Origin of the sequence: Thiothrix nivea DSM 5205, from assembly GCF_000260135.1 — a bacterium.
GTDB classification, from domain to species: Bacteria; Pseudomonadota; Gammaproteobacteria; order Thiotrichales; family Thiotrichaceae; genus Thiothrix; species Thiothrix nivea.
On the sequence record NZ_JH651384.1, the window covers coordinates 528,868 to 555,408 of the forward strand.

At 56.2% G+C, this 26,541-nt stretch carries 23 protein-coding genes and 1 riboswitch; of the genes, 9 read left to right on the forward strand and 14 right to left on the reverse strand.

Features of this window, described 5'->3' with window-relative positions:
- Nucleotides 1-62: 62 nt before the first annotated feature.
- Nucleotides 63-812 carry a proteasome-type protease gene (locus THINI_RS02745; protein ID WP_002707134.1) on the forward strand — a complete coding sequence of 250 codons (750 nt, stop codon included), beginning with the start codon at nt 63-65 and terminating at the stop codon, nt 810-812.
- Between the two features lie 3 nt (nt 813-815).
- Here THINI_RS02745 and THINI_RS02750 read toward each other — a convergent pair whose 3' ends face one another.
- The 14 genes from THINI_RS02750 to gcvT form a co-directional block, all read right to left on the reverse strand.
- Nucleotides 816-1,838 carry a zinc-binding metallopeptidase family protein gene (locus THINI_RS02750; protein ID WP_002707135.1) on the reverse strand — a complete coding sequence of 341 codons (1,023 nt, stop codon included), beginning with the start codon at nt 1,836-1,838 and terminating at the stop codon, nt 816-818.
- 63 nt (nt 1,839-1,901) lie between these two features.
- Nucleotides 1,902-3,038: a glycosyltransferase gene (locus tag THINI_RS02755; protein ID WP_002707136.1), complete on the reverse strand. Its 1,137-nt coding sequence runs from the start codon at nt 3,036-3,038 to the stop codon at nt 1,902-1,904.
- Nucleotides 3,005-4,450 carry a lipopolysaccharide biosynthesis protein gene (locus tag THINI_RS02760; protein WP_002707137.1) on the reverse strand — a complete coding sequence of 482 codons (1,446 nt, stop codon included), beginning with the start codon at nt 4,448-4,450 and terminating at the stop codon, nt 3,005-3,007. The genes THINI_RS02755 and THINI_RS02760 overlap by 34 nt, the downstream gene beginning before the upstream one ends.
- A 12-nt stretch (nt 4,451-4,462) precedes the next feature.
- Entirely contained in the window at nt 4,463-5,530 is a 1,068-nt protein-coding gene (locus tag THINI_RS02765) for a glycosyltransferase (protein ID WP_002707138.1), read from the reverse strand.
- 15 nt (nt 5,531-5,545) lie between these two features.
- On the reverse strand, nt 5,546-6,730 hold the full coding sequence (locus THINI_RS02770) for an O-antigen ligase family protein (protein WP_002707139.1): 1,185 nt from the start codon (nt 6,728-6,730) through the stop codon (nt 5,546-5,548).
- Nucleotides 6,727-8,541: a DUF4091 domain-containing protein gene (locus THINI_RS02775; RefSeq protein WP_002707140.1), complete on the reverse strand. Its 1,815-nt coding sequence runs from the start codon at nt 8,539-8,541 to the stop codon at nt 6,727-6,729. Before THINI_RS02775 ends, THINI_RS02770 begins: the two co-directional genes overlap by 4 nt.
- Nucleotides 8,526-9,596 (reverse strand): glycosyltransferase, encoded by a 1,071-nt coding sequence (locus THINI_RS23080; RefSeq protein ID WP_002707141.1) that lies wholly within the window; start codon nt 9,594-9,596, stop codon nt 8,526-8,528. Before THINI_RS23080 ends, THINI_RS02775 begins: the two co-directional genes overlap by 16 nt.
- 9 nt (nt 9,597-9,605) lie before the next feature.
- Nucleotides 9,606-11,336 (reverse strand): glucosamine inositolphosphorylceramide transferase family protein, encoded by a 1,731-nt coding sequence (locus THINI_RS23085; protein ID WP_002707142.1) that lies wholly within the window; start codon nt 11,334-11,336, stop codon nt 9,606-9,608.
- 32 nt (nt 11,337-11,368) lie between these two features.
- The gene (locus THINI_RS02790) at nt 11,369-12,961 is read right to left on the reverse strand and encodes an EAL domain-containing protein (protein WP_002707143.1); all 1,593 of its coding nucleotides are present in this window, start codon (nt 12,959-12,961) and stop codon (nt 11,369-11,371) included.
- An 84-nt stretch (nt 12,962-13,045) separates the two neighbouring features.
- Nucleotides 13,046-14,284: a glutamate-5-semialdehyde dehydrogenase gene (locus THINI_RS02795; RefSeq protein WP_040839929.1), complete on the reverse strand. Its 1,239-nt coding sequence runs from the start codon at nt 14,282-14,284 to the stop codon at nt 13,046-13,048.
- Nucleotides 14,285-14,438: 154 nt separating this feature from the next.
- Nucleotides 14,439-15,044 (reverse strand): PIN domain-containing protein, encoded by a 606-nt coding sequence (locus THINI_RS02800; protein WP_002707145.1) that lies wholly within the window; start codon nt 15,042-15,044, stop codon nt 14,439-14,441.
- Nucleotides 15,045-15,172: 128 nt separating this feature from the next.
- Complete coding sequence (gcvP, locus tag THINI_RS02805) at nt 15,173-18,055, reverse strand: aminomethyl-transferring glycine dehydrogenase (RefSeq protein WP_002707146.1); 2,883 nt, start codon at nt 18,053-18,055, stop codon at nt 15,173-15,175.
- A gap of 97 nt (nt 18,056-18,152) precedes the next feature.
- Nucleotides 18,153-18,539, reverse strand: coding sequence for a glycine cleavage system protein GcvH (gene gcvH / locus THINI_RS02810; protein WP_002707147.1), 387 nt, complete (start codon nt 18,537-18,539; stop codon nt 18,153-18,155).
- 24 nt (nt 18,540-18,563) lie between these two features.
- Nucleotides 18,564-19,643 carry a glycine cleavage system aminomethyltransferase GcvT gene (gene gcvT / locus THINI_RS02815; protein WP_002707148.1) on the reverse strand — a complete coding sequence of 360 codons (1,080 nt, stop codon included), beginning with the start codon at nt 19,641-19,643 and terminating at the stop codon, nt 18,564-18,566.
- Between the two features lie 153 nt (nt 19,644-19,796).
- Nucleotides 19,797-19,888, reverse strand: a riboswitch (glycine riboswitch).
- A 202-nt stretch (nt 19,889-20,090) separates the two neighbouring features.
- Between gcvT and THINI_RS02820 the strand changes: the two genes are divergently transcribed.
- The 8 genes from THINI_RS02820 to THINI_RS02855 are packed head-to-tail and all read left to right on the forward strand — an operon-like array spanning nt 20,091 to nt 26,540.
- On the forward strand, nt 20,091-20,603 hold the full coding sequence (locus tag THINI_RS02820; RefSeq protein ID WP_002707149.1) for a Na+/H+ antiporter subunit E: 513 nt from the start codon (nt 20,091-20,093) through the stop codon (nt 20,601-20,603).
- A complete protein-coding gene (locus THINI_RS02825; protein ID WP_002707150.1) occupies nt 20,596-20,856 on the forward strand; it encodes an MrpF/PhaF family protein in 261 nt (86 codons plus the stop codon). Before THINI_RS02820 ends, THINI_RS02825 begins: the two co-directional genes overlap by 8 nt.
- Nucleotides 20,856-21,194, forward strand: a complete 339-nt coding sequence (gene mnhG / locus THINI_RS02830) for a monovalent cation/H(+) antiporter subunit G (RefSeq protein WP_002707151.1) — start codon at nt 20,856-20,858, stop codon at nt 21,192-21,194. The genes THINI_RS02825 and mnhG overlap by 1 nt, the downstream gene beginning before the upstream one ends.
- A complete protein-coding gene (locus tag THINI_RS02835; protein ID WP_002707152.1) occupies nt 21,191-21,445 on the forward strand; it encodes a hydrogenase subunit MbhD domain-containing protein in 255 nt (84 codons plus the stop codon). Before mnhG ends, THINI_RS02835 begins: the two co-directional genes overlap by 4 nt.
- Nucleotides 21,438-22,139, forward strand: a complete 702-nt coding sequence (gene mbhE / locus THINI_RS02840; protein ID WP_002707153.1) for a hydrogen gas-evolving membrane-bound hydrogenase subunit E — start codon at nt 21,438-21,440, stop codon at nt 22,137-22,139. Before THINI_RS02835 ends, mbhE begins: the two co-directional genes overlap by 8 nt.
- On the forward strand, nt 22,139-22,495 hold the full coding sequence (locus THINI_RS02845; protein ID WP_002707154.1) for a sodium:proton antiporter: 357 nt from the start codon (nt 22,139-22,141) through the stop codon (nt 22,493-22,495). The genes mbhE and THINI_RS02845 overlap by 1 nt, the downstream gene beginning before the upstream one ends.
- On the forward strand, nt 22,489-25,623 hold the full coding sequence (locus tag THINI_RS02850; RefSeq protein WP_002707155.1) for a proton-conducting transporter transmembrane domain-containing protein: 3,135 nt from the start codon (nt 22,489-22,491) through the stop codon (nt 25,621-25,623). The genes THINI_RS02845 and THINI_RS02850 overlap by 7 nt, the downstream gene beginning before the upstream one ends.
- On the forward strand, nt 25,620-26,540 hold the full coding sequence (locus tag THINI_RS02855; RefSeq protein WP_002707156.1) for a respiratory chain complex I subunit 1 family protein: 921 nt from the start codon (nt 25,620-25,622) through the stop codon (nt 26,538-26,540). The genes THINI_RS02850 and THINI_RS02855 overlap by 4 nt, the downstream gene beginning before the upstream one ends.
- Nucleotide 26,541 lies beyond the last annotated feature (1 nt).

Genomic DNA, 26,541 nt, shown 5'->3' on the forward strand with positions numbered 1-26,541 from the left:
GAACATTGACCTGTAGCACAGAGTCTAATAAGTTATCTTAACCTCAACCAACCCGGATCAACATGACTTACTGTATCGGCGTATCCCTTGACGCAGGGCTTGTCCTGACTTCTGATTCCCGCACCAATGCAGGTATTGATAACGTCAGTACCTACAGCAAAATGCACCGCTGCATTACCAACCAAGATCGTTGCCTGGTGATTATGAGTGCAGGTAACCTCGCCACCACGCAAGGTGTCATCCAGCAAGTCCGCCGCGATATACAGGAAGGCAAGCCCCACAATATTAACACCATGGGTTATCTCGCCGACGTAGCGGATTATCTGGGCGAAATCCTGGTCAACCTGATCCGCAAACACACTGAAACCACCGGCTTTGTCCCTGACGCCACCCTGATACTGGGTGGGCAAATCAGGGGGCGTGACCCTAACATCTACATGGTTTATCCACAGGGCAATTATATTACCACTTCGGAAGAAACCCCCTACCTGCAAATTGGCGAAAGCAAATACGGCAAGCCGGTGCTAGACCGTTTCCTGACCCGCTCCACCTCACTGGAAGATGCCGCCATCTGCTCGCTGATTTCGATGGATTCCACCATGAAGAGTAACGCCAGCGTAGGGCCACCCATTGAAGTGCTGATCTATCAGCGCGACCACTTCGACAGCCCCCGGCATTACAAATTTGAGGCGGAAGACCCATATCTCATCTCCATCCGCCACGAATGGGCTAACCACCTGAACAACGCCTTCCGCGCCATGCCACGCCTGGAAAGCCATGCCCACCCCAACGGCAGCCTGCACATATTCTGACGGTCAGCGCCGGGTACTGGCCGCGATTACTTGGTGGATGAAACGCAGTTTCACCACCACTTGCGGCGTCAGCCAGAAGGGATAGGCATCCGGCATACCCATGCTGCGGTTAAGTGAATTCATCAATACCGTCAGCTGTTCCCACTTCTGCATCAGCACCTGGAAATCGCTGGAATACACATCCGCCTGCGGCAAAACCCCGAAGGCATTGGCGGTTTCCAGCGTGCTCATGATATGCAGGTAATGCGCCCAGGTTTCCGCCCAGTCTTCCCACGGATGGGCGCTGGCGTAGGCGCTGATATGGCGGCTGACCCAGTTGGGGGGCGGGCCATAAGTGTAATAATAATCCAGCGCCTGACGATAGTTTTCCTCACTACCGAACAGACGGCGGAAACGCGGATGCCAGTCTGAATGACGGATCAGCCTGTCCCAGAAATAATGGCCGGATTCGTGCCGCATATGCCCGAGGACAGTACGGTAACGCTCATTCATCTGTTCACGCGCCTGAATGCGGTGGACATCATCCGCCTCGACTGCGTGCAAGGTAATCACGCCCTCCTTGTGGCCAGTAAACACGACCCGCTTTTTCACCAGCGGGTTGGTGCGCTGGTCTTCCAGAAAATCAAACACCAACCCCATGGCAGGATCCTGCTCCCGGTCAACAATCGGCAACCCTAGCCATAGCAGCGAATACACCAACCTGCGTTTGGCAGCTTCGAGAATCTTCCAGCGTTGGACATTGATGGGAACTGTCTGCGTCGGAATGGTACGAGTCAAGCGACAGGAACAGCATTGTTCGTGTTCATCATCTTCCCTAACCAACCAATTACAGGCAATAGGATGGTCACGCAAGGCGCAAGGCAGCCACCCTCCATCATTACCGAATCTGAGCGCCTGTTCGCCATCAGCAAAAACCGCCAGCATTTCCAGACCTTCCGGGTTAAACCCCAGCATCTGCCCGCACGCGGGGCAGACGCTATCCTCAAACATGACCTCTTGGCCGCAGGTGCAATAGAACCGCTTCATCTATCCGCTTTCTCCTCCCGTTCCGGCATGTCCGGCCTAGCTGTTTGCCGGAATGCTCAAGGATTAGTTTAGTGCATCAGCTTCCCCAAGCAATTTCCGGTAAGCGGCAACCACCGTATCCAGACTATAGTACTCTGTGACCCGCTGGCATGCGCGTTCTCCCAGCGCCTGGCGCTGTTCCTCCGTTTGTTGCAGCAAACCCACCCATGCCCCCGCCAAGGCCGGGGCATCGTCAACCGGCACAACCAATCCCGTATCGGCCACAAATTCTGCAATATCCCCCACATCCGTCGCCACGCAAGGTACGCCAACCGCCATTGCTTCGGCCAAAAACAGCGGGAATGCCTCGCGCCGGGATGACAAGGTGGCAATATCCAGCGCAGCGGTCAGGTGGGCGGCATCGGCACGCACCCCCAGCAAATGTACCCTGCCCGGCTCAGGCAGAGCCGCCAGCAAGGTTTGCAAGCCGGGATTCGTGGCCAGCATCCCCTCCCCGGCCAGCAGGAAATGAGCGCTATACCCCGCTGCCTGTAACAGGTGTATGGCTGCCAGCAGATTGGGAATGTCTTTCTCCGGTACGTAACGGGTCAAACTACCGACCAGGAAAGCATCAGCCGGGATACCCAGTTCCTGCCGGACGCCAAGACGGCGTTCCGTCCGATGATTAGCTTTTCCCAAGGGAATACCGTTAGCGATCACCAGCGCCCGACGACTGTCATAACCGAGTTCGTGGTGACGGTGTAAGCTGCGGCGCGATACGTACACAATATGCTGGGGGAAGCGTGACAGCCAGCGGCCAGCCTTGAGGACAACAGCGTGCTGGGCGCGTTCCAGAGTGGCTTTTTCAGGGGTATGGTGTATGCCCCATAGCAGTTTGGGGCGGCAGGCGGCCAGCCACCAGGCCAGGGTGGCGAACAGGTTGCCGTGGTGCATCCAGCCGTGGATGATATCCGGCTTCAGTTTCCACACCAACGCGGCCAAACGTGGCAGTAGCAACGGCAGACAGCGCGGACGGTTTAGCCCCAACACATGCAGCGGGATGCCTGCCTGGGCAAACTGCTGCTGCAAGCCATCCACATCCACCAGTGCCACCACGTGAGGCTCATAACTTGCGCTGAAACCTGATTCCACAAGATTCAGTAGTGCCTTTTGAGCACCGCCAACGCTTAAGGAAGTGATGACATAGAGAATCCTGGACATCCCGGTCTCCCCTTGCACCATTTGCGGACTTCACCAATATCCAGCAGCCAGCCCATACCCGCATAAAGCAATGCGCCCAGCAGGATTTTCATCATCAGCGATAGCGGCGCGGGAACCTCCAGTGGCGGCAATTGCACCAGTACCCCATACATACCTGCCGACGCCAGCAGGATTTTGCCGACATCCCACCAGGGGATGTGCAGCGCAAACTGTTGCCGCCCCAGGTAATAGCCATACATCAGGCAAATCAGGTAAGCTATAATTGAGGCCAGCGCCGCCCCCAATGCACCATACCCGGGAATCAACCACAGGTTAAGCAACAGATTGACAATGGCCGCTACCCCGACCACCTTGACCGAACCTGCCGTATGTTGCGCCAGTTGGAATGCCAGCGACACATGGAACAGGTAGAGGCAGTTGGCAAAAATGGCAATCCCGATCCAGGGCAGCAGGGCGAATACTGTTGGCACAAACTCCGCGCCCACCAGCAGCGGCACAAACACATCCGCAATCCCCAGCAACCCAAAGATGGCCGGAACTGCAACCGCCAACAGCAGTACCAGGTATTGCCTCAAGCGTTCTTCCGCCGCGGGCTTGCCTTCCTTTTCCAAAGTACGGATCACGACCGGGTAAGCCGCCAGATTTAACGAACTGGTCAGCATCATCAATATCTGGAACGGCAGGTTGTAAGCAACTGCATATTCCCCCGCCTCGGCATAACCCCGTAACCAGCCCAGCATGACCCGGTCGGAGGTATGGATAACTTCCAGCAATACCAGCGACAAACTGAGCGGCAAGCCATAAACCAGCAGCACGCGCAGCATTCCCATATCCAGTTCCCGCCAAGCTAGTCGGAAATGCCGCCAAAGTGCACCGGAAAAAACCAGCACCAGCATCACCCCCAATACAACACCAGCAATTGCCCCCAGCCAAGAGTATCCCGCCCACACCAGCAACAGGCCGCTGCCCATGGTCAACAGGGTGCGAGCGACCTCCGCCAGCAAATAGTGGTTGACCCGCAAGGTAATCGAGTTGATGCGTTGGTATGCCTCATAAAATGCCGAACTGAGAAAAACGGCGAAAAAACCTGCCGCTACCGCAACTTGCCCACTCAGCCAGCCGAATACAGCGGCGAACAAGCCCACCACCCCGGCAATGGCCAGCACTGAAGCGGTAATCAGGCGCTCAATGGCATCCACCCCCATTTCCTGCTTGTCCCAAAAACGCATGATACCGACATACAGCCAGCCGAATGCAAACAGGCTAACGCTGGAAGCCACCACCAGGACGGTGGTGAACATGCCATACTCAGCCGTTGTCATCCAGCGGGTATACGCCGCCAGTACCACAAAACTGGCCAGCGCCGGAGCCAGTTTCGCCAACAGATAGATCAGCCCATGTTTAATATACATACGCCACCGTCCTCATGCCGCCAACCAGGCGTCGGCAACCACCGTGATGTCATTGGCGCGCACCGATTCCACTGCCTGCTCACGCATCCGTGCGCGTTTCGGCTCGTCGAAAAACAGCGCGTCAATCCCGGCAGCCAGTGCATCCGGGTCACCTTTTGCCACCAACAGACCGTTTTCACCGTCGCGGACAATTTCACGTGGCCCGGTGGGGCAATCAGTGGAAACAATCGGACACCCCAGGGACAAAGCTTCGATCAGCACCAGAGGGTAACCCTCGTAATCACTGCTCATGACCTGAAACTCGGCTTTTGCCATGTATTTGTAGGGGTTGGGTTCAAAACCGGCCATCAACACCCTGCCTTCTAGGCCAAGCTCACCAATACGTTGTTCCAGTATTGGCTGCTGGCTGCCGCGCCCGAGGAGCACCAGTTTGCAATATGCCTGTGTTTTGCAGCGGGCAAAGGCTTCCAGCAACAGGTCAAACCGCTTCTGCCGCTCCAGCCTGCCGACTGCAAGGATGAACTTATCTTCAATGTCGAGGGTTGCACCTGCTTTTTCGCGGATCAGGGCAGTGTTGACCGGGTTATAAATGCAATTTACATTTTTCAGGCCAGCCCGCTGTTCCAGTACATCCTGCATCTGGCGGGAGACAGCGATGACCCGTTTGGCACGCGGGTACAGCCAGCGGAATGCCAGCCACTCGTTGCGTGTCATGGTGTCGGGGTCAAGGTGTACCGACAGCACGGAATCGGAACAGGCCAGCGCGCATGGCACATTGGCAGCCTCCAGAAAAGAAAATATATGGTCGAACTGTTCACGGTGGAACAAGCGGCGGAATTGCCACGCCCGTTGCAGCAGGATACTGACCTGGGTAAACAAGCCACCCGGACGTTCCGGGATTTGCAGGTTAATCACCCTCACCGGAATATCGTAGCGGGCAATGCCTGGCGGCAGGCAGGCAAACTTGATGACCGTGACATCGTACTGACGGCTTCTGAACTCTTCGGCAAGATCAACAGCCACCTTTTCCGCGCCGCCCGGAGCCGCCAGTTCTGCAATGACAATCGCTATCTTTTTCATGCCGTAATGGACACCTTATTTGGTATATTCCGCGCTGGGCGCGTTATTTTTAATATAAGTATTCAGGACAATCAGGCCATACGCCAACCAGACATACATCCTGTCCTGTAAGGTTAGCGACATCTGGCCTATCAACACGATCAACAGCATCAGCGCCATCAACCAGCGGTCATCGCCACGCAAGCGCCAAGCTGACACTGCTGAAATACAAATCACCGCCAGATACAGGAGTGTCCCGACCATTCCCTGTTCCGCTGTCACCGCCACAAAACTGTTATGGGCGGTATAGTCCACATTGTATGGGTTGATGATGCGCCGGAAAGAACCCAGGCCATGGCCATACAGCGGGCTTTCTTCCCATTCCTCATAAGCTTTCGCCCATATTACGCTACGTTCATTCAGGGTTCCGCTGGAAAGCTCTTTACCGGTTGAAAAGATACGCTCAATGGTTTTTTGCGGAACCACGCTGGCAATCCCGATCAACGCCACCATCAGCGCCACCACGCTGGCAGCCTTACCTAACCAGCCGGAACGCAAAATGGTCGGCAAAAAACCCGCCAACCCCAGCACCATGACGATTGCCCCAGTACGTGAACCGGTAATCAGTATGGTAAAAACAGCCGCCGGAATATAAGCCAGCGCCAGTAAACGCGACCACCACGCCCTGGCCTGGGTCAGGAGCAGGATCGCCAACGGTAACACCATCGCCAGCTTGACCGCCACCTCATTGGCATCAAATTGCTTGATTTCCTGCCTGACCGTGGCCGCTGTCACCTGATAATCCTTCACCATCAAGTACACCAGCCAGAACGACCCCAGGATCAGGGCAATGTACAGTTTCCGCAAATCTCCCGACGTGGCCACCAACTGGAACAACAGCAGGCTGACCATCAGGACATACAGATTGCTCTTGAGCGCCTGCCCACTGCTAACCGCCTGAGTGGTTTCATACGGAACCGGCATTTCCGACCAGGTGTAAGACAGCAGCACCCAGGCAACATACAACAGCACGGCAGTGTGAAACGCAGCAACCCCATGCAGGCCATTCCCCATCACTGCCAATACCACGGTCAGGCCAAAAGCCATCAGCCCGGCAATTTTCACCAGTGACATCCCGGCGACTTCAACCGCGCCATCCGTAGGCATGGCGAACACCAGCAACATCATGAAAACAACAGCAAGGTTACGGATCGTATTCATTTTCCCTGCCCTGCTTGCCGGTCATGCTGTAATTCAGACAGACGCCCACCCAACGCCTGCCGCACCTGCATGAGCAGCGCCGGGTCATTGTCCCAATCGCCAAAGCTACGGACGATGCGCGCAAGCTGCTGCCGGACAAAGACAGCTTCCCCTGCCTGCAACAGCAGGTCGATGTATATGTAATCCTCAACTGACTCGCGTATCCACTTCAGGCGCAGCGACGCCAATGGCCCGTCGAAACCGGTTTGCGCCTTGAAGCCGGGGTAAACCAGCAGGCCATCGCCATTGAAACGGATGCCGGGAGGGTTCTGGCTGACGAAACTGGCAGCATCATTCCAGACATCTGCGCCTTCAAACCACGCCAGCGTGTCCCAATAGCCCAACCCGGTCACGCCATAACGATGGAATAGCCAGGTCGGAATCCGGTAATTGATGGCCGGGAAATCCAGTTGCCAGACTGGCGGGTAGCTGCCTTTCAAGACGTCAGCCTTAGGGTTGAGTTTGCTGTATTCCGGAAAATCCAGCACCAGCGAGGTATAGGCCCAGACCTCCTCGCCCGCAGCCAGACGCTGGCCAGCAACATTCTTGCCGAGAAAATCCACGTCACGCCACAAGTCGTAAAATTTGGGAACCCACACCTCCACCTTACCCACCAGACTACCCAACCCAGGGTCTTCGTTCAGGGGCGGCTCACTAACCTGAAAATGGATGTTTTCCCCTTTGGGTAGAGAAATTTCGTCAAAAAACTCCCCCCAACGGCGGGCGTACTGATAGGCATCGCGGGTATCCGGCTCATCCACGAACGAGGGGTCTGTGTAACAGCGCTCCGCACCAGCATGTTTCCCGCACCAGTCGGCGTATGCGCGCATGAAACGCTGTGCCTGCTGGCGATCCTCGCCCAAGGGGTCGGCAAATGGGTAGCTGTCTGCGAACACATAGGTGTAGGCGGATGCATGTTTTTCCTGTGCGTAATACCGCATGTTGTCCGTCACCGTCCCCAGACCGGCAAACTGGCGTCCAAAATCAGGCAGGCCGTCAGCGTTGGCTTCCGGGGCTGCATCCCAAAAGCTTTCCGGCGACAGGTGGTGGTCAAGCAAGAAATCGTTATAGGCGCGGATCAAGCGGTTATCGGCGGCAGATTTGCCAGTGCGTTCAAAGCCATAAACCTCTGCTACCCGGTAGCCATTGGTGCCAAACACCGTGCGCAGCGGGGAGCGTTCCGGCAAGCTGAAGTCCCACACCGTCAGGGTAACGGGCAGTTCCAGCTGGCCTTCCCCAGTGGCGGTCACGCTTATCTTGCCAGTATAAACCCCCGGTCTGGCATCAGCCGGAATGTGGATATCCACCCACACCGGCAGGTTTTCCCCTGCCGTCAGGTTTTGCGGGAAAGCACGGTAGGCCGCCGCTTCCGCCCCCGCATTGTCGGCTGGCAGCAGGATGTCAGGCCAGTATTGCGGCGCATAGGGGGAATGGGGGGATGGCGTGCTCACCTTGACATAACGCTCACGGAAAACCTTTAAGCCATCAATGACTTGACCTTCCACGCTACGCAATACCGAGATGCTGGCCTGCACATCCACTGCCCCACGCTCACCAGCCGTCACCACAAACTGGAAGCCTTCATACTCATTGCGCGCGGCAAACAACTCCACCTTGTCACTGCCAGTCACCAGCTCAAAACGGCCAAACCGATCCAGCGCCCCAATGGACTTGACCTGTAAACCGGGAGATGGCTGCGGCTCGGGGGAGCACCCGCCCAAACCCAGCAGCATCAAGCCAAGGCATAGCCAGCGTTTCAGATAGCCAGCCATCGTTCCGCCACCTGCTCTATCTCCAGATGCCCGACCGAAGCCAGCGTGTGCTGCTGGAGCCGTGCGTACAATTCTTCATCCAAGCAAACGCGATCCAGCGCCGCTGTCATCGCTTGCCGGTCATTGGTTGGCGTCAGCAGGCCATTTTGCTCCTGCTGGATGATTTCAGTCGGGCCAGTTTCACAATTGGTGGAAATCACCGGACGCCCCAACCCCAGTGCCTCGATCAGGATCACCGGAAAACCCTCATGCAAACTGGACAGCACCAGGCAGCGCGCCTGGGCGATGTAGGGGTAAGGGTTGCGGATGAAACCAGGCAGCATGACCTGTTTTTCCAACCCCAGCTCCCTAACCCGGTTTTCCAGTAAGGGTCGCGCATCCCCCTCCCCCAAGATCAGCAGTTTGAAGTCTTGGCGAGCCTGCGAAGCCGCGTAGGCTTCGAGCAGCATGGTGAAGTTTTTTTCCGGACTAAGTCTGCCAGCTGCCACAATGTAGGAGCCGTCTATCTGGATCGCGGGGCGTTCCCGCGCCAGCTCACGGATTTGGCGCAAATTGACAGGATTATACAGGCAGTCAATGTTTTGCAGCCCCAGACGTTGTTGGAAAATCTTTACCCCTTCCTGCGAAACCGCCACCACCCGCTTGGCGCGGGGGTACAACCAGCGGGCAAACAGCCAGTCAAAGCGTGAGAAATTCCTGTCAGGGTTGCAATGGTTGGCGGCAATCGTTTGGCGGCTGGCCAGAATGGCGGGGAAATTGGCATGTTCCATCACGCTGATAATGGTATCGAAATGCCGCATCCGGAAAATTTGCCGTAACTGGCTGGCCCGATCCAGAAAATTCAGCACACGAGCAATGAAGCCTTGTTTGGAAGGGCACTGTATGTCAATTAATTCTCCCGCATACGGGTAATACATGCGGCTACCGTCAAACAGGATCAGGGTGACATCGTGCTGCTTCGCAAACTGGAAGGAAAGGTCAGACACTACTTTTTCCGCACCCCCCATGCCGAGCGAATAGACAACCAAAGCAATTTTTTTCCGCACAACTGTCATCGCTGCCTGTTAAAGTTCAAGCCAAAAAAGCCACGCCAACGGAATAACCGCCAGCACCACATGCTGGAAACGGACAGGCTGGCTAAAAAAACCTTTTGACTTGACCACCCAGCGATCCAGCACGCCCAAACGCCGCCGCACATGCACTGCATCAGAAACCGCAATGTTTGACCCAATCCCCAGCGTATGCACGCCATGCATGTCATGTTCACCGTCCGGCATACAGCGACTGACGGTTTCCTCCTGATAAACATAGGCATCCAGCCGCTGGATCAGGTTGATGTTCAGTCCCCTGCCGTAAGCACCGGCGCAATTCTGTGAAGGCCGGTACAACTGGCCACCTTCCGAGAAAATCCGCCCCGCCGGACGCGCCTGCGAAGCCCGAGCCACGACAGGGTTTTGGGGATGCGGCTGCCACTCACTGCTCAAAGGGCTATCGGCATGAAACAGGTAGAGCGCTTCGTTGGGGGAACAACTTGGGTGATGGCGCATACTGACAAACATCCACCAGCGCCCATCCTGTTCCAACAGGGTTGCATCATAAGCTTCCACATTTTCCATCAGGTTCTTTTCAAAGACCCAACGGTGCGGAAAAGCCGTGCAACGGTAAAGCTCGATGGTGCGGTTATCCCCTGTCTCCGGAATCAGGTAGTAGTTACCTTGATAATGAAAAATAAAGGGGTAGGACAAATGGTAAGGCTTGCTGAGGATTTTGGCCGGGTTGGAGTGGGTGCCATCCTCATTCAGCCGGATGCAGGCCAGATGTCCCTTGCCGCGCGAGTAAAGAAGCTCCTCAAAAAATACATAAGTCCCTTTCTCATGCTCAACCACAAAGGGGTCAGCCCAGAAACGGTCAGGGGGCGGAATCAATTTGCGAAAACGATCCAGCGTGCAAAGACTGCCGGCACCACCTGCATTCCGGGTCAGCAAAATCCACTGCTCGTTACGGAACAGGGTCTGGTAAAACTTTTTGATAAAATTACCTGCATAACGCCATAACACCAGCAAAACCAGTAATAAACCAGGCTCCGCACGCTCTATTTGCAGATCAGATGAAAACGCCTGCACCCGCACCCTGGCATTCCGGAAAAAATCATTTTCCCCCACTTGCGCCCATTCATTCAGACGCTGGGGAATGAAGTCCGCCATTTTCCACAGGCTGCGTTCGATACCCCGGTTAATGGAAACCGGGTCAGTGCTGGTAGTGGCGCAAAAAATCTGCTCGGGTTCGGCTCGCCCCGGTAAACAACGCTCCAGCCCGGAAAGGATTTCGGCCTGACTGCTGGTGTATGCGCCAACTCCCATATACCGGTCTGAATGAATGCCCAACGCGCCATAAAAATGCCGCCATACACCATAACGGGCCAACGCCATGACGGCTGGCAAGGGTTCCCACCCACTCAAATCAATGGCCAAATCTAAGGGCGACTCTGCCAGCAGCATCTGATAGCGCCTACTACCAACAGTACAGAACACCACATCCCCCAATAAATCGAGGAAGCTGGTTGGTTGCTGGGCACTCACAGGAGCCTTGAACAACTTGCCATCGACAAAATGGAGCATCCCCAACAGCATGGCATTGACCACATGAACCCAGCCCAGGGCAACATGGCGATGGGCAATGACAGCGACCAATTCCACGCTGCCTGAAGCCAACAGGCGCTCCAGCATCAAACGTTGCCAAGCGGATATGTATTCGCCATTAACAACAAGACCCACTCTGAAGACTCTGGTTGACATGTCACGCTCACCTGGTAGTTATTTAGTCATTATTATGGTGTGGCGTTACCCTGCGCGTATGCAGCAGCAGTAGAGTAAACCACCTGGAGGGTTCCCTTGTCCCGTACATCGGACACAATGACCCCGCATCCACTGTCAGCCAATTGATAAATAACGTGTTTGATGCGGCTTGTCTCCGCTTTCCGGATAACAACCGCAGCGATGCCGGGTTTTAACCGCACCAGCACTGGCTTCACTGCCCTCACAAACTTCAACGCCTGCGCCTCATCCGGCAAATGGTCAATTGCCAACCGTACCCTGACAGCCCTGAGTAACTTGATAACTTTCGCAAGCTGCCCAACGTGGGCAAGGCAATCTTCGTAGCGCAAGGCTATAACAACCCTGCTGGCGGCAGCAGGTGACACATTCAACAACCCGATCAATTGCTTCAGTTGGCTTTCATTATTCAGAATCGCCCCACCCACTGACACAAAAACCAGATAACCGGGCTTTTCGTTACCCCGAGATGACAGCTTCCGGATCACCTGCCCCAGGCTCCAGAAATCCAGCCGGAACCGACCTGCCCCTTTCCCCAGTTGCTCCAGCAAGGCGGCATACCCGAGCTTTTTGCCCCCGGGTTGCTGGAATTCGGGTTCAGCGATGTAAAGGGTTGGCTGGTTCTCCCGCAAGCGGTGCAATTTGTGGAGACGCATTTTCATACCACCAGGCAGCGGCATTTGCACGGTTGGCGGCATCCTGCCCGGCGAGGAAGAACGGCTGGCAGCAGTAAGCGCCGATGGGCTGCGTGGTTCCGCTGCCGCCTGAATGCGCTCCGCCGCCTCGCCCCAGGGGTTATCCTTTTTCCACAGCGGCGCGCCCTTGCCGACCCGCCGCTCAATCGGGTGGACGTGCAACTGGGTGCAACGCCTGCCTTTCAGGACGGCGGGAATCAGGCGGATTTCCGCCCGCATGTGTTCCCCGTCCAGCGTCCGCAAGGTCATCAGCAAACGGTTGGAGGGTTTGCTGCTTGTATCCGCCAGCTTGCACATGGCCTCAAAGGTTTTGCGTTCGGATGCATCAACCAGTTGGGGAACCGGCATGGAACGGACTTCGGCGCTGGATTCAAACCCAAGCAGGGTAATGTAGGCGTTATTGGCGTACAGGTGCATCCCCTGGGAAATGTAGGCAATCGCCTCCCATGAATAATCCACCAGCCAGTGACAGCGCAATTCCGCCACCCCCAACAGATTCTTGCACTGGCGAAAATCATGTTTGACACCGGAATAATGCAGCAGGAAATCAATGTACTGCCCGAAATAATCCACATCATTCAACGGCAGGGTGCAAGATTCCACCCCCATCAGCCAAGTGGTCAAACCTTGCCACTCATGGCGGGAAACCCACACCAGCAAGGTGTCTGGCGAATAACGTTGCAGGCTTTCCAGCAATTCCATCGACTCGCCGCCTTGGCGCGGACAGAACAACAGATGCGGCCTGAGTTCCTGCAACACGGGAACCAGCTGCTGCCAGGAGGCAACCTGTTTCAGATCCAACAGCACGCTGGAACTGCGTAGGGCAGCATCCAGCGACGCTGTTACTTCAACGTCCTGATCAAATACCACGCACTGGATCTTCTGCTTTCTCATGCCTCAGAAGATACTCAGTGCGCAAGGACAAACCTACATAAACACCGATTATCGAGTATTAAGGGTTGATGAACTGACAAGCCTTCAGGTTCTGATATGCCCGTCACCCAGCACGATGAACTTTTGAGTTGTCAGCCCTTCCAACCCGACCGGCCCACGCGCATGAATTTTGTCAGTGCTGATGCCAATTTCCGCGCCGAAACCGTACTCGAAACCATCCGCAAACCGGGTGGAGGCATTCACCATCACCGAACTGGAATCCACTTCACGCAGGAAAGCGCGCGCACGGGTGTAATTTTCGGTAATGATGCTGTCGGTATGGTGCGAACCGTAGGTATTGATGTGGGTAATCGCCGCTTCCATATCCGGCACGACGCGGATAGACAAGATGGGGGCCAGGTATTCCGTCGCCCAGTCCTCCTCCGTGGCAGCAATGCAGGCTGGCAGGATAGTGCGGGTCTGCTCGCAACCGCGCAGTTCCACGCCTTTGGCAGTATAGGCTTCCGCCAGGGGGGGCAACACTTCGGCGGCGATGGCTTCCGCCACCAGCAGGGTTTCCATGGCATTGCAGACGCCGTAGCGGTGGGTCTTGGCGTTTACCGCCACGTTGACGGCCTTGTCGATGTCAGCTTGGTCATCGATGTAGACATGGCAGATACCATCCAGATGCTTGATGACTGGAATGCGCGATTCGGCGCTGACCCGCTCGATCAGTCCTTTGCCACCGCGCGGCACGATCACGTCGACGTATTGTGCCATGCGCAGGAGTTCACCCACAGCAGCACGGTCAGTGGTTTCGACCACTTGCACGCATGATGCGGGCAAGCCTGCCGCTTCCAGCCCTTCGCGCACGCAAGCCGCAATCGCCTGGTTGGAATGGATGGCTTCGGAACCGCCGCGCAGGATGGTGGCGTTGCCGGATTTCAGGCACAAAGCCGCCGCATCCACGGTAACATTGGGGCGCGATTCATAAATGATACCGACTACGCCCAGCGGCACGCGCATCCGCCCGACCTGGATGCCGGATGGCCGGTAGTTGAGGTCGGTGATGGTGCCAACCGGATCAGCCAGCGTCGCCACCTGGCGCACGCCTTCCGCCATGCCTGCAATGGTCTTGTCACTCAGGGTCAGGCGATCAAGCATGGCTGCATCCAGCCCTTTTTCACGGCCTGCCGCCAGATCCCTGGCATTTTCGCTTTTGAGCCAATCGGCGCGTTCCAGCAATACATCCGCAATCCGCAGCAGTGCATTGTTTTTGACGTTGGTGTCAGTGTTGGCAAGGGTCTGGGCGGCTTGTTTCGCTTGCTGGCCAATCCCCTGCATGTAGGTGGTTACGTTGTCGATAGTATCCAAAGCAGATTCCTCGCGGTATGCAATTAGGGAATCATAATTCAATACCCACGTATATTGCCAATTGTGAGAAGCGGACAGCGTCCACATGGAACATGTAAGCTATCCCTGCCAATGCTTTCATCATTTACAAACAGTAACTAACCTTATCGTGATTGTTGAACGTAATCAGTTTACGTTGCTCCAGAACCTGAACCAGCCCTAGCACTTCACTTTCCGGCAATTGTTTGGCGAAGACAGCGTTGATGTAAGCAATCAGGCTGGTGCGTTTGGCCGGACGGTTCTTGGCATGTTTGGTAAAATACTCAGTTAATAGCTGAATTTTATCATTGGAAGAAACCGTCCTCTGATCCACGAACAACGGAATTTGCGCAAAGGCGTCGTGCCGCGCGGCAAAGATTTTCTGTTGTTTCAGGTGTGCAACCAGCGGATCAAAGCCCTTGTCTTTGGAAACAATGTGGTAGAACCCTGCCGGATCTTGCTGTGACAATTGCCCCACCTGACAAGCGAGAATGAAATCCAGCGCATTTTTACCTGAACCAGCAGACTCGATCAGGCGCACCTTGTCTGGAAACTCCAGTAGCTGCCTTACCAGCGTTACGGGTAAATGCTTTTGCTTTTCACCGATCAACAATATGACTACGACTGGCTTATTTTTGATCAAGGCAAGATCAATCGCCTGAGTGTTCTCGAAATCGACGAGGATGTAATTGGTGCGTTTTGGGGTTTCCATTGTTGTGCATTATTCCTTGCAACCAGATTACATGGTTGCGAAGGAGGCTAGCTGGGTCAACCAGTTTCCGACCAATGAAATGCACAAGCCCCTTCTTTCACTGAGCGGCAGAAGGGGCAGCAACTAATCTACCGGTATGAATCCACGCTCGGGCAAGAACAAACCAGATTCCGATCCCCATACACATTGTCAATCCGGTTCACAGTCGGCCAGTACTTTGCCGTCGGGCTGACACCTGCCGGGAACACCGCCTCAGCCTGACTATAAGGCCGTTCCCACGCCTGCGTCAGATCGTCCAGCGTATGCGGCGCATTCACCAGCGGATTGTTGTCGGCAGGCCATTCGCCATCCTGCACCTTGCGGATTTCCTCACGGATAGCAATCATCGCGTCACAGAAGCGGTCAAGCTCCTCTTTCGGCTCAGATTCGGTCGGCTCGATCATCAGCGTACCCGCCACCGGGAACGACATGGTAGGCGCATGGAAACCGTAATCCATCAGGCGCTTGGCAATGTCGGACTCGTCAATGCCGGAAGCCGCCTTGAGCGGACGGATGTCGATAATGCACTCGTGCGCCACCCGCCCGTTCGCGCCCCGGAACAACACCGGATAATGCGCCGACAACCGCTGCATCATGTAGTTGGCGTTGAGGATCGCCATCTCGGTCGCACGTTGCAGCCCTTCCGTGCCCATCAGCTTGATGTACGCCCACGAAATCGGCAGGATCGCCCCACTCCCGTAAGGCGCTGCGGAAACCGCGCTATTGCCCGGCGCGATGCCATCCGGCGGACTCACCACATGGCTGGACAGGAACGGAGCCAGATGCGCCTTCACCCCGATCGGCCCCATGCCAGGGCCACCGCCGCCGTGCGGAATCGCAAAGGTCTTGTGCAGGTTCAGGTGCGACACGTCGGAGCCGAACTTGCCCGGCTTGGAAATGCCCACCTGCGCGTTCATGTTCGCGCCATCCATGTACACTTGCCCGCCGAACTGATGCACGATTTCGCAGATTTCCACGATGTCCTGCTCGAACACGCCGTGGGTGGACGGGTAAGTCACCATCAGGCACGACAGGTTGTCTGCGTGCTTTTCCGCCTTCGCGCGCAAATCGGCCACATCCACGTTGCCGTTGTCATCGCACTCAACCACCACCACTTTCAAATTCACCATCGCGGCGGAGGCCGGGTTGGTGCCGTGCGCGGAACTGGGGATCAGGCACACATCGCGATGCCCCTGCCCCAGACTTTCGTGGTAACGGCGGATCGCTACCAGACCGGCGTATTCACCCTGTGCCCCCGAATTCGGCTGCATGGAAATCGCATCATAGCCGGTCACTTCCACCAACCAGTCTTCCAGCTCCTTGATCATCGCGCGGTAGCCCACGGTCTGCTCATTCGGCGCAAACGGGTGCATATTGGCAAACTCATTCCAAGTCACCGGGATCATTTCCGCCGTTGCATTCAGCTTCATGGTGCAGGAACCCAGCGGGATCATGCCGTGCGCCAGCGAGAAATCCTTGTTTTCCAAACGCTTGAGGTAGCGCAGCATCTCGGATTCGGAATGGTGGGTGTTGAATACCGGGTGGGTGAGGAAATCGGTATCGCGGGCGTAGCCAGATGGGATGCCGCCGAAGCCTTCCGCAGTCACAGCAGTATCCAGTTCGGCCATATCCAGCCCATGGCTTTCACCCAGCAATACGTTGAACAACTGGGCAATGTCCGCGCCGGTCTTGCGTTCATCCACGCTGATGCCGAGCTTGTCAGCATCCAGCTTGCGTAGATTGATACCTGCATCCACGGCGTATTGATACAGCACGCCTTGTTGCTGTTCACCGACATTCAGGGTCAGGGTGTCATACCATGTGTCATTCGCCAGTTCCACGCCCTTCTGCTGCAAGCCTTTCGCCAGAATGCTGGTCAGGCGATGAATGCGCCCGGCAATTTTCCTCAAGCCTTCCGGCCCATGGTATACGGCGTAGAAACCGGCCATATTTGCCAGCAGCGCCTGCGCGGTACAGATGTTGGAAGTCGCCTTCTCACGGCGGATGTGCTGCTCACGGGTCTGCATCGCCATACGCAACGCCTGCTTGCTGTGGCTATCGATGGAAACGCCGATTACGCGCCCCGGCATGGTGCGCTTGAAGGCATCCTTGGTGGCGAAGAACGCCGCGTGTGGCCCACCAAAGCCCATCGGCACGCCGAAACGCTGCGAGTTACCGAATACCACGTCCGCACCCAATGTGCCCGGTGCTTTCAGCATCACCAGCGCCATCAGGTCGGAGGCCACGCATACCAGCGCCTTCTTGTCATGCGCCTGCTTGATCAGCGCCGCAATATCGCCCACTGCACCGCTCGTGCCGGGGTATTGCAGCATTACGCCGAACACTTCGTGCTGCGCCAGATCGGTATGCGGGTTGCCAACGATCAGCTCGAAACCGAAATACTGGGCGCGGGTTTTCAGCACATCAATGGTCTGCGGATGCAGCTCGGCATCCACAAAGAATTTATCCGTTTTCAAACGGTTGGAACGCTTACATAAAGCCATTGCTTCGGCAGCAGCGGTGGCTTCGTCCAGCAGCGAAGCATTGGCAATGTCCATCCCGGTCAGGTCGGTAATCATCTGCTGATAATTGAGCAGACCTTCCAGACGCCCCTGGGAAATTTCCGGCTGATATGGCGTGTAAGCGGTGTACCAGCCCGGATTTTCCAGCACATTACGCAGAATGACCGGAGGCACGATGGTGTCGTAGTAACCCATGCCGATGTACGACTTGTTCACCTTGTTCTGCATCGCCAGTTGCTTGAGGTAATCCAGCACCTCGGTTTCGGTGCGGCTGCCATCCATTGCCAGCGGCGCGTTCAGCCGGATACTGGCCGGAACCGTGCTGTTGATCAGTGCATCCAGCGATTCCGCGCCCACGGTTTGCAGCATGGCCTGCGTATCGGCGTCGGATGGGCCGATGTGGCGGGCGATAAAATCGTCATGTTGTTCAAGTTCGTACAAGGTCGTCATTCAAATATCTGCCTGATGTGATTTGTAGGGGCAGACCCCCGTGTCTGCCCTCTTTCTACCAGCGACATGGGCAGACACGGGGGTCTGCCCCTACGGATTACTCTTCCGCTTCCGTCGTGTAGGCTTCGGCATCCATCAGCTCACCCAGCGCATCTTCGTCTTCCACACGCATGGTGAACAACCAGCCGTCACCATAGGGGTCGGAGTTGATCAGTTCGGGAGAATCTAGCACCGCTTCGTTGATTTCGGTAATAACGCCCGGTACTGGTGCGTAAATGTCGGAAGCAGCTTTTACGGATTCAGCCACCGCACAGCCATCTTCTGCGCCGTATTCCGCACCGACTTCCGGCAGGTCAACGTGAACCAGATCGCCCAGCAGCTCCTGGGCGTGGTCAGTAATGCCGACGGTGACCGTACCGTCGCCATTGTCACGCACCCATTCGTGGGATTTTGTGTATTTCAGGTCAGAAGGGATATTGCTCATGAGGGTCACTCCAAAAAAACTTGATTACAAAACAGATTTGCCATTACGTGCGAAGACCGGTTTCACCACCTTGGCCGGATGCAGTTTACCGCGAATATCGACCTCGCAAGTATCGCCGCAATCCGCCGGAACCCGCGCCAGCGCAATCGCTACGCCGAGTGTAGGCGAAAATGTGCCACTGGTGGTTTCGCCTTCGCCACTCTTACAGATAACTTTCATGTGGCTGCGTAAAACGCCCTTGCCCTCCAGCACCAACCCAACAAATTTTTGCGTAATTCCGGCAGCCCTCTGGGCTTCCAGCGCGCCACGACCCATAAAGTCGCGGTCTTCGGGTTGCCACGCAATCGTCCAGCCAAGGCCGGAAACGAGGGGGGAAGTGGTTTCATCCATGTCAATGCCATACAGGTTCATACCGGCTTCCAGACGCAGGGTATCGCGTGCGCCAAGGCCAATGGGCTTGATGTCGGCAGCCAGTAATGCATCCCACACTTTTTCGGCCTGTTGTGAAGGGAACATCATTTCAAAGCCGTCTTCGCCAGTGTAGCCAGTACGGGCAATGAACCAGTTGTTGACGAACGCACCATAGAAGGCTTTCAGCGGCTCAACAATGGCGACTTCGCTGGCGGGCATGATGCCCATGACCTTGGCGCGGGCATTGGGGCCTTGCACTGCGATCATGGAAAGGTCGTCGCGCTCGGTCAATTTGGCGTCGAATGCGGCAATTTGCTGTTGCATCCAGGCGATGTCTTTTTCGCGCGTACCGGCATTGACCACGATGCGCCATTGGGTATCGGTGATGAAATACACAATCAGGTCGTCGATGACTGTGCCTTCCGGCGTCAACATGCAGCTATACAGCGCTTTGCCGGATTCTTTCAGCTTGTCGACGTTGTTGGCCAGCAGGTGTTGCAGGAAGGCTTTGGAGCCAGCGCCCTCCAGATCAAGAATGACCATGTGTGACACATCGAACATGCCCGCGTCATTGCGCACCTGATGGTGTTCCTGCATTTGTGAGCCGTAGTGGATGGGCATTTCCCAACCCGCGAAATCGACCATTTTCGCGCCGGATTCAAGGTGCTTGTGGTAAAAGGCAGTACGTTGCATTGTGTTCTTCCCGGTTCAGACATAAAAAAAGGACGGCAGACCGCTTGATCTGCCGCCCCTCTGTCCTGTTACCTGAGAGATTCCCGGCACGTGTTTTTACTGCCGGTTACTACCCTTCGGTGAGCGCATCCGCGCTGCTCTCCAGAGTCAGATATAGCACTGCCAGTCCTTTTGCCTGAGCGTTTCCGGGCGGAATTGCGCCTTCGGCGGCTGCCACATGGGCAACACTCTTCTGCCAGCTTTTACTGAATCGGGCGATTGTAGCGGATGTGGTGCTGCAACAGAAGAGAATCAGGTGAAAACACGGCCTTTTGTCAAGAAAGGCTTAATAACTTTTATCAGAAGTTCAATTGAGGTGAGTCAAGGCATACAATCCCCCCAACCTAATAAAGTTAATTCCTGCCAGCCTGAAGGAGTCGCCTTGGCACTGGCGCAAAGGAGCATATAATGATGAGCAAGGTTATAAGCGAGGGTAGAAATGTCGCCATTCTGTTTGCGACGCTGATGCTGTTCTGGCTGATGCTGAGCAGCAGGCTGGATGCAGACATCCTCATCGTCGGTAGTATCATTTCCCTCGCTATCGCGCTGCTGTACCGGAATGGCCTGTCTTTCTTCACGGAATTTCACTTTACGCCCGAGGCTATCGTTGCGGGTTTCTGCTACTACGCCTATTTCTTCAAGGAACTGTTCAAGTCCAACGTCAAGCTGGCGGCCATCGTGCTGTCACCTTCCCTTCCGGTCAAACCGGCCATCGTCAAGGTGCGAACCAAACTGAAAACCCGCATGGGTCGCCTGATGCTGGCCAATTCCATCACCCTGACGCCGGGTACGCTGAGCGTGGAACTGGATGGCGAATGGCTGTACGTACACTGGGTGCGTATGGAAGCTGACGATATTGAGGAAGCCACCGCGTGCATTGTCAGCGGGTTCGAGTCTTATCTTGAGGTGATGTATGGTTGATGTGCTGATCATGCTAGCCGCCGGTTTGGCTGGCGCTGCGTTCCTGCTGGCTTTGATACGTTTTATTACCGGCCCGTCACGGCTGGATCGGGTAGTGGCGTTTGATGTGTTGACCGTCATTGCCATCACCTTCATTGTGCTGGCGGCATTACTGGAAGGCCGGGGCGTGTATCTGGATGCAGCTCTGGTGTACGCACTGCTATCGTTCCTTGGGGTGATCTCCGTTGCCCGTTATCTGGAGGGGCGTTTCTGATGGGTTTCATACTCGACATGATCGGCGGCGTGCTGCTGGTGGGTGGCGCAGCCTTCCTGCTGTTCGGAGGGCTGGGGCTGGTGCGGATGCCGGATATTTACAACCGTATTCAAGCCGGGGCGAAAACCACCACGCTGGGCACGTTGCTAACACTGGCTGGTGCGGCCTGTTTACAACCGGCATGGGGATGGAAATTGCTGCTGATCGGCGTGTTCCTGATCTTTACCAACCCGGTTTCCGCGCAGGTGCTAGCCAGAACTGCCCACCGGCATGGCGCGGCGAAATCCCCGTTAACCAAGGTTGACCGTTTGGCCGAAGACCGGGAGGGCGAAGCATGAATACAGTTTTATTTGGCATTGCCGCGCTGTTGATGATAGCGATGATCGGCGCGGCGTGGGTAACAATCCGTGCCAAACGGGTAGCGATTGCCATGCTGGCGGCGGGGTTGGTGAGCTTGTTTGCCTCGGTCATGTTCCTGTTCCTGGCTGCTCCTGATGTGGCGATGACCGAAGCCGCCATCGGCAGCGGCCTGACCACCTTCCTATTCTTCTTTGTACTCGGGCGGGTACGGGGAGGCAGCGATGATTAGGAATTTTGCCGTTATCCTGTTACTGCTGGGGCTGGGGGTCATTTTCCTGCATCTGCTGGATGGCTATGTTCCGGCCACTGAACTTAACCAAACCGCCCGTTATTACGCAGAACATACCGCGCAGGATTTGGGTGCTGCCAATATCGTCACTGCGATTATCGTCACCTACCGGGGTCTGGATACGCTCGGGGAGGTCACCGTTTTGTTTCTGGCCTCCACCATTATCGGCATGGTTTTGGCGCAAGGCGAAAAGCGGCAGCGGGCGCTGCAACGCAAGCTGCCACCCTCCGGCGAACTGCTGACGACCGGCAGCCGTTTGCTGGTGCCACTGATTTTGTTGTTCGGCGCTTACGTATTCGTGAACGGCCATCTGACGCCGGGGGGCGGCTTTCAGGGCGGGGCAATTTTGGCATCGGCGGCACTGTTGCTGCTGCTGACTGACCCGCTCAAGCGTTTCAGCCACGGCCTGATCTCACTGGTGGAATCCATTTCCGGGCTGATATTTGTCGGCATTGGCGCACTGGGGCTACTGCTGGCGGGTGGGTTTCTGGATAACCGTATCCTGCCGACCGGCGAATTCGGCACGTTGTTCTCTGCCGGGGCTATCCCGCTGATCTACAGTTTCGTCGGCCTGAAAGTGGGCGCGGAATTCACCTCAATGCTGTCCAACCTGGCAGAAACGGAGAAATCATAATGGACTGGATTGCAATGACCACCGGCTTCGTCCTGATTTTGATGGGGCTGTATGGCGCACTGACCAACCGTAACATCCTGCGCATCATCGTGTCGTTTACGGTCGCCAATACCGGGGTGAACCTGGTGCTGGTGGCGGTGGGCTACATGCACGGGCGCACCGCACCGATCCTGACCGAAGCTGTGCCAGCTGCCGAAGCGGTTGCCCGTATCATCGACCCGGTTCCGCAAGCGTTGGTGCTGACCGCGATTGTCATCGGCCTGGGCGTTACCGCCATGATGCTGACTTATGCCTACAAGCTGCATGAAGAAAAAGGCACGCTCGACATCTCCAAATGCAGGGATCTGAAATGGTAAGCCCGATCTACATCATTGCTGCCGGGCTGGGCGGTGCGTTCCTGCTCGGTTTGTTGCCGAACCAATGGCGCAAGCTGGCTTATGCCATCACTGTGGCGACCCTCGCGGGCATGGCCTGGATTGCCGGAAGCTGGTTGTATGCATTCGCTGTACAAGACATGGCCAGCGTGGAAATTTTCACTGCTGGAACCCAGCCACCGTTTGCAATCAACTTCCGGGTCGGACTGGCAGAAGCAGCACTGGCTCTGCTAACCAGTCTGATCGGGCTGCATTCCTCGCTTTATATGCAAAACAACCTGCTCAGGGAAGGCCGCAAGGCGATGGCGGTGCTGCTGATTTTCATCATGGCGCTGTGCGGAGTCATTTTTACCCGCGACGTATTCAACCTGTTTGTATTCATGGAACTGACGGTGATTGCCACCGGTGGTCTGGTGCTGCTGTCAGTTGACCGGCGGGCGCTGGGCGCTGGGCTGAAATACCTGATTGTGTCTCAATTGGTGTCCATCCTGATGCTGGTGGGGATTATCTTCCTGTATCACGTGACCGGCTCGCTGAATATCGACGACATGGCGACGGCGCAAATCAATTTGCTGCAAGGCGGCATGATGGCGTTTTTCCTGCTGTTCATTGCGGTGCTGGCTGAGTTGAAACCGTTCCCGGCGAATGGCTGGGCGCTGGATATTTACGAATCGGCGCACCCGGCATTTTCGGCGATTTTCTCAACCGCGACCGGCGGGGCGACCATCTATGCGGCGGACAAGCTGATGCAGATTGGTGGTGAAGCCTGGCTGCCTGCGGCTACCGCCATCGGCCTGATCACCTTTATCGCAGCGAACATTTTTGCGCTGGTGCAGAACAACGACAAACGTCTGCTGGGGTATTCTTCAGTGGCGCAAATTGGCCTGATCCTGACCGTGGTGGGTCAGCGCGATATTCTGGGTGAAGCTTACTACTACATTGTCGGCGGTATTTTGCTGGCACATGCGGTTTCCAAGGCCGGGTTGTTCTGGCTGTCCGGGTTGGTGGCGAAACGGGAACTGACCGACTGGGCGGCACTGCGCAGCCAGCCGGTATTGGTGTTTGCGTTTGCAACCTTCCTTGCGCTGCTGGTGGGATTGCCGCCCTTCCCCGGTTTCTATGCGAAATGGGATCTGGCGCATTATCTGGCGGCGGACGGACGGCTGTGGGTGCTCGGCCTGATCCTGTTCGGGGCGCTGGTGGAAGCGGCTTACCTGTTCCGCTGGTTTGGCTACGTGATCAAACGCGAAGCTGCCGAGGATGGCCTGACGTGGCAATCCATCAAAGCCGATGTGGCGTTCAGCGCGGTGATTGTGGCGTGGCTGCTAGCCTACTTGTGGGGATATTTATCCGGCCACAGTAATCTGTTGCACGCGATCCCGCTGCTGTTTGCGCTGGCGTTCCTGCCGCTGGACTGGCTGCCTGCGAAAATCAAGAACGTGCTGGCAATCGGCGGGCTGCTATACTGGTTTTACCTCAACTACCCGGCTTACGACCCGCTGAAGCTGATCTTTGCGGCGGTGATGCTGCCGGGTGGGGCGCTGATCCTGTTGGCGAGTTTCCAGACGCAGAAACGGCGGATTGGCTTCTATCCGGCAGCGATGTTGATGTTTGCTGGCTTGGCGATGCTGATCAACGCGCAGACTTCCTTTGACTTCTTTGCTGCGTGGGAATTGCTGACGGTGGGTTCCTACTTCCTGATCTTGCGCGGCAAGTATTCCGAACCTCATGCGCTGTCGTACCTGGTGTTTTCACTGGGTGGGGCGTTCCTTATTCTGGCCGGGTTTGCGCTTGCGGCTCAGGGTGCTCCTGAATTCCAGCTAACAGCGTTGGCGAACGTGGCGGCTCCGTATGCACCGTGGGTATTTGCCATGCTGGCGATTGGTTTCATGACCAAGACAGCGGCGGTCGGTGTGCATATCTGGCTGCCCGGCGCTCATGCCGAGGCGGAAACCGATGTGTCGCCGATGGTATCCGGCATCCTGCTGAAAGCGGGTTTGTTCGGCCTGTTCATGCTACTGATTACCATGGGCAAGCAGCAGCTTTACGGGGTGGAACTGACCCATGTGATGCTGTGGATTGGCGCACTGTCGGCATTGATTGGCAACCTGATGGCGATATTCCAGGAAGACGCCAAACGCCTGCTGGCCTATTCCTCCATCGGACAAATGGGCTATGCGGTGTTCGGTCTGGCGCTGATGAACCATCTGGGCTGGCTGATGGCGCTGATGTTCGTCATCAACCACTACATTTACAAATCCATGCTGTTTCTGTCTGTGGGCGGGATTGCCAAACGCACCGGCACGCGCCTGATGTACCGCATGGGTGGGCTGATTACGCTGATGCCGCTGTCCTTCATCGCGGTGATGATTGGCATTATTGCGATGTCGGGCGTGCCACCGCTGTCCGGTTTCGGCGGGCGCTGGATTTTCTACAACGCCATCATGACGGCGGAATACCGTTTGCCACTGGTGATTATTTTCCTCGCCGGGCCGATTGCGTTCCTGTACCTGTTCCGGCTGATCCACACCATTTTCCTCGGCCAGTTGAAGGATGAGATGCGCAAGATCAAGGAAGCGCCGTTCTGGATTGTATTGCCACAGATGATTTTTGTGGTGTTCCTGATAATCTTTGCTCTGGTGCCGGGTCTGGCACTGCGCAAGGTGGATGCCTACATGTCGCAGTTCTTTGCCGGAAATGGGCATCTGAACTGGGAAGGATTGACGATTACCAGCGACTACGGCTACTGGAGTCCGGTGTCGATCATGATCGTGATCGGGGTGATTTTCATGACGCTGTTCCTGTGGCTGCTGTTCGTCAACCGCAAGGCGCAGAAGGTGAAACAGTTCAATATCGTCTTCGCGGGTGAACGACCATACCGCCCGGAAACCACCCATGTTGCGTGGAATTTCTTTGCGCCGTACCGCAAGGCGCTGGGTTTCCTGACTGAGCCGCTGGTCGAGCGGTTCTGGGCAACCGTGACGGAACTGCTGCACTCGGCGGCGGACATCCTGCGGCGTTTCTACACCGGCAATGGCCAGACTTACGCGATTCATTTGTTGGGCTTTGTGATCATTGTCTACGTGCTGTGGATAGGGGGTAAGCCATGATGCAGGCAATCCTGGAATTCAACTGGATGCGTATCCCGTATGCCTTGCTGACGATTTTTATCGTCTTCAACTTCGGCTTTTTGATGAATGCGACGATCCAGAAAATTGCGGCACGGGTCGGGCGGCGGCATGGCATTCCGGTGTGGCAGAACTATGTCGACATGATCAAGAACTATGCTCTGCGCACCTCCATTACGCATGGGGTGATGTTTTATCTGGGGCCGGTGTTCCGGCTGTCGGGTGGGATCGGGCTGCTGATGTTTGTGCCGATCATTTACGGCTCAGATATGTTCAGCAATTTCTCATTTAGCGGCGACCTGATTCTGGCGCTGTACTTCGTGTTCTTCGGCACGCTGGGCATGGCGCTGGGTGCGGCGGAAAGCGGCCACCCCTATTCCGCCATCGGCATTACCCGTGGCCTGTCGCAGATGACGGCGGCGGAACTGCCGTTTGCGCTGGCGGTGTATTCGGTGGCACTGCAATACCAGACGCTTTCCATCACCGACATCGTGGCGGCGCAACAGGGCGGCGTGCTCAACTGGACGGTGTTTACCAACCCGTTCGCGGTGGCGGCGGCGATGTTGTCGTTCCTCGGCTCGATGATGCGCCCGCCGTTTGACGTAGTGCTGGCGCCGCAGGAAATCCCGATCGGCCCGCCGACTGAATACCATTCTTCGTTTCTGGCGCTGATGCAGACCAATCGGGCGCTGTTCCCGGTGGCCAAGATGGCGGTGTATACCAGCCTGTTCTTTGGTGGTGCGGCCAGTTGGCCAGTGTTTTTCCTCAAGGTATTCCTGCTGTATATGTGGTCGGCGTTCGTCGGCGTGGTGTTCCCACGTTTCCGGGTAGAGCAGTCGATCCGCTGGTTTTTAATCTGGGGCGTGCCGTTGGGCATTATCGCCGTGGTATTGGTGTAAG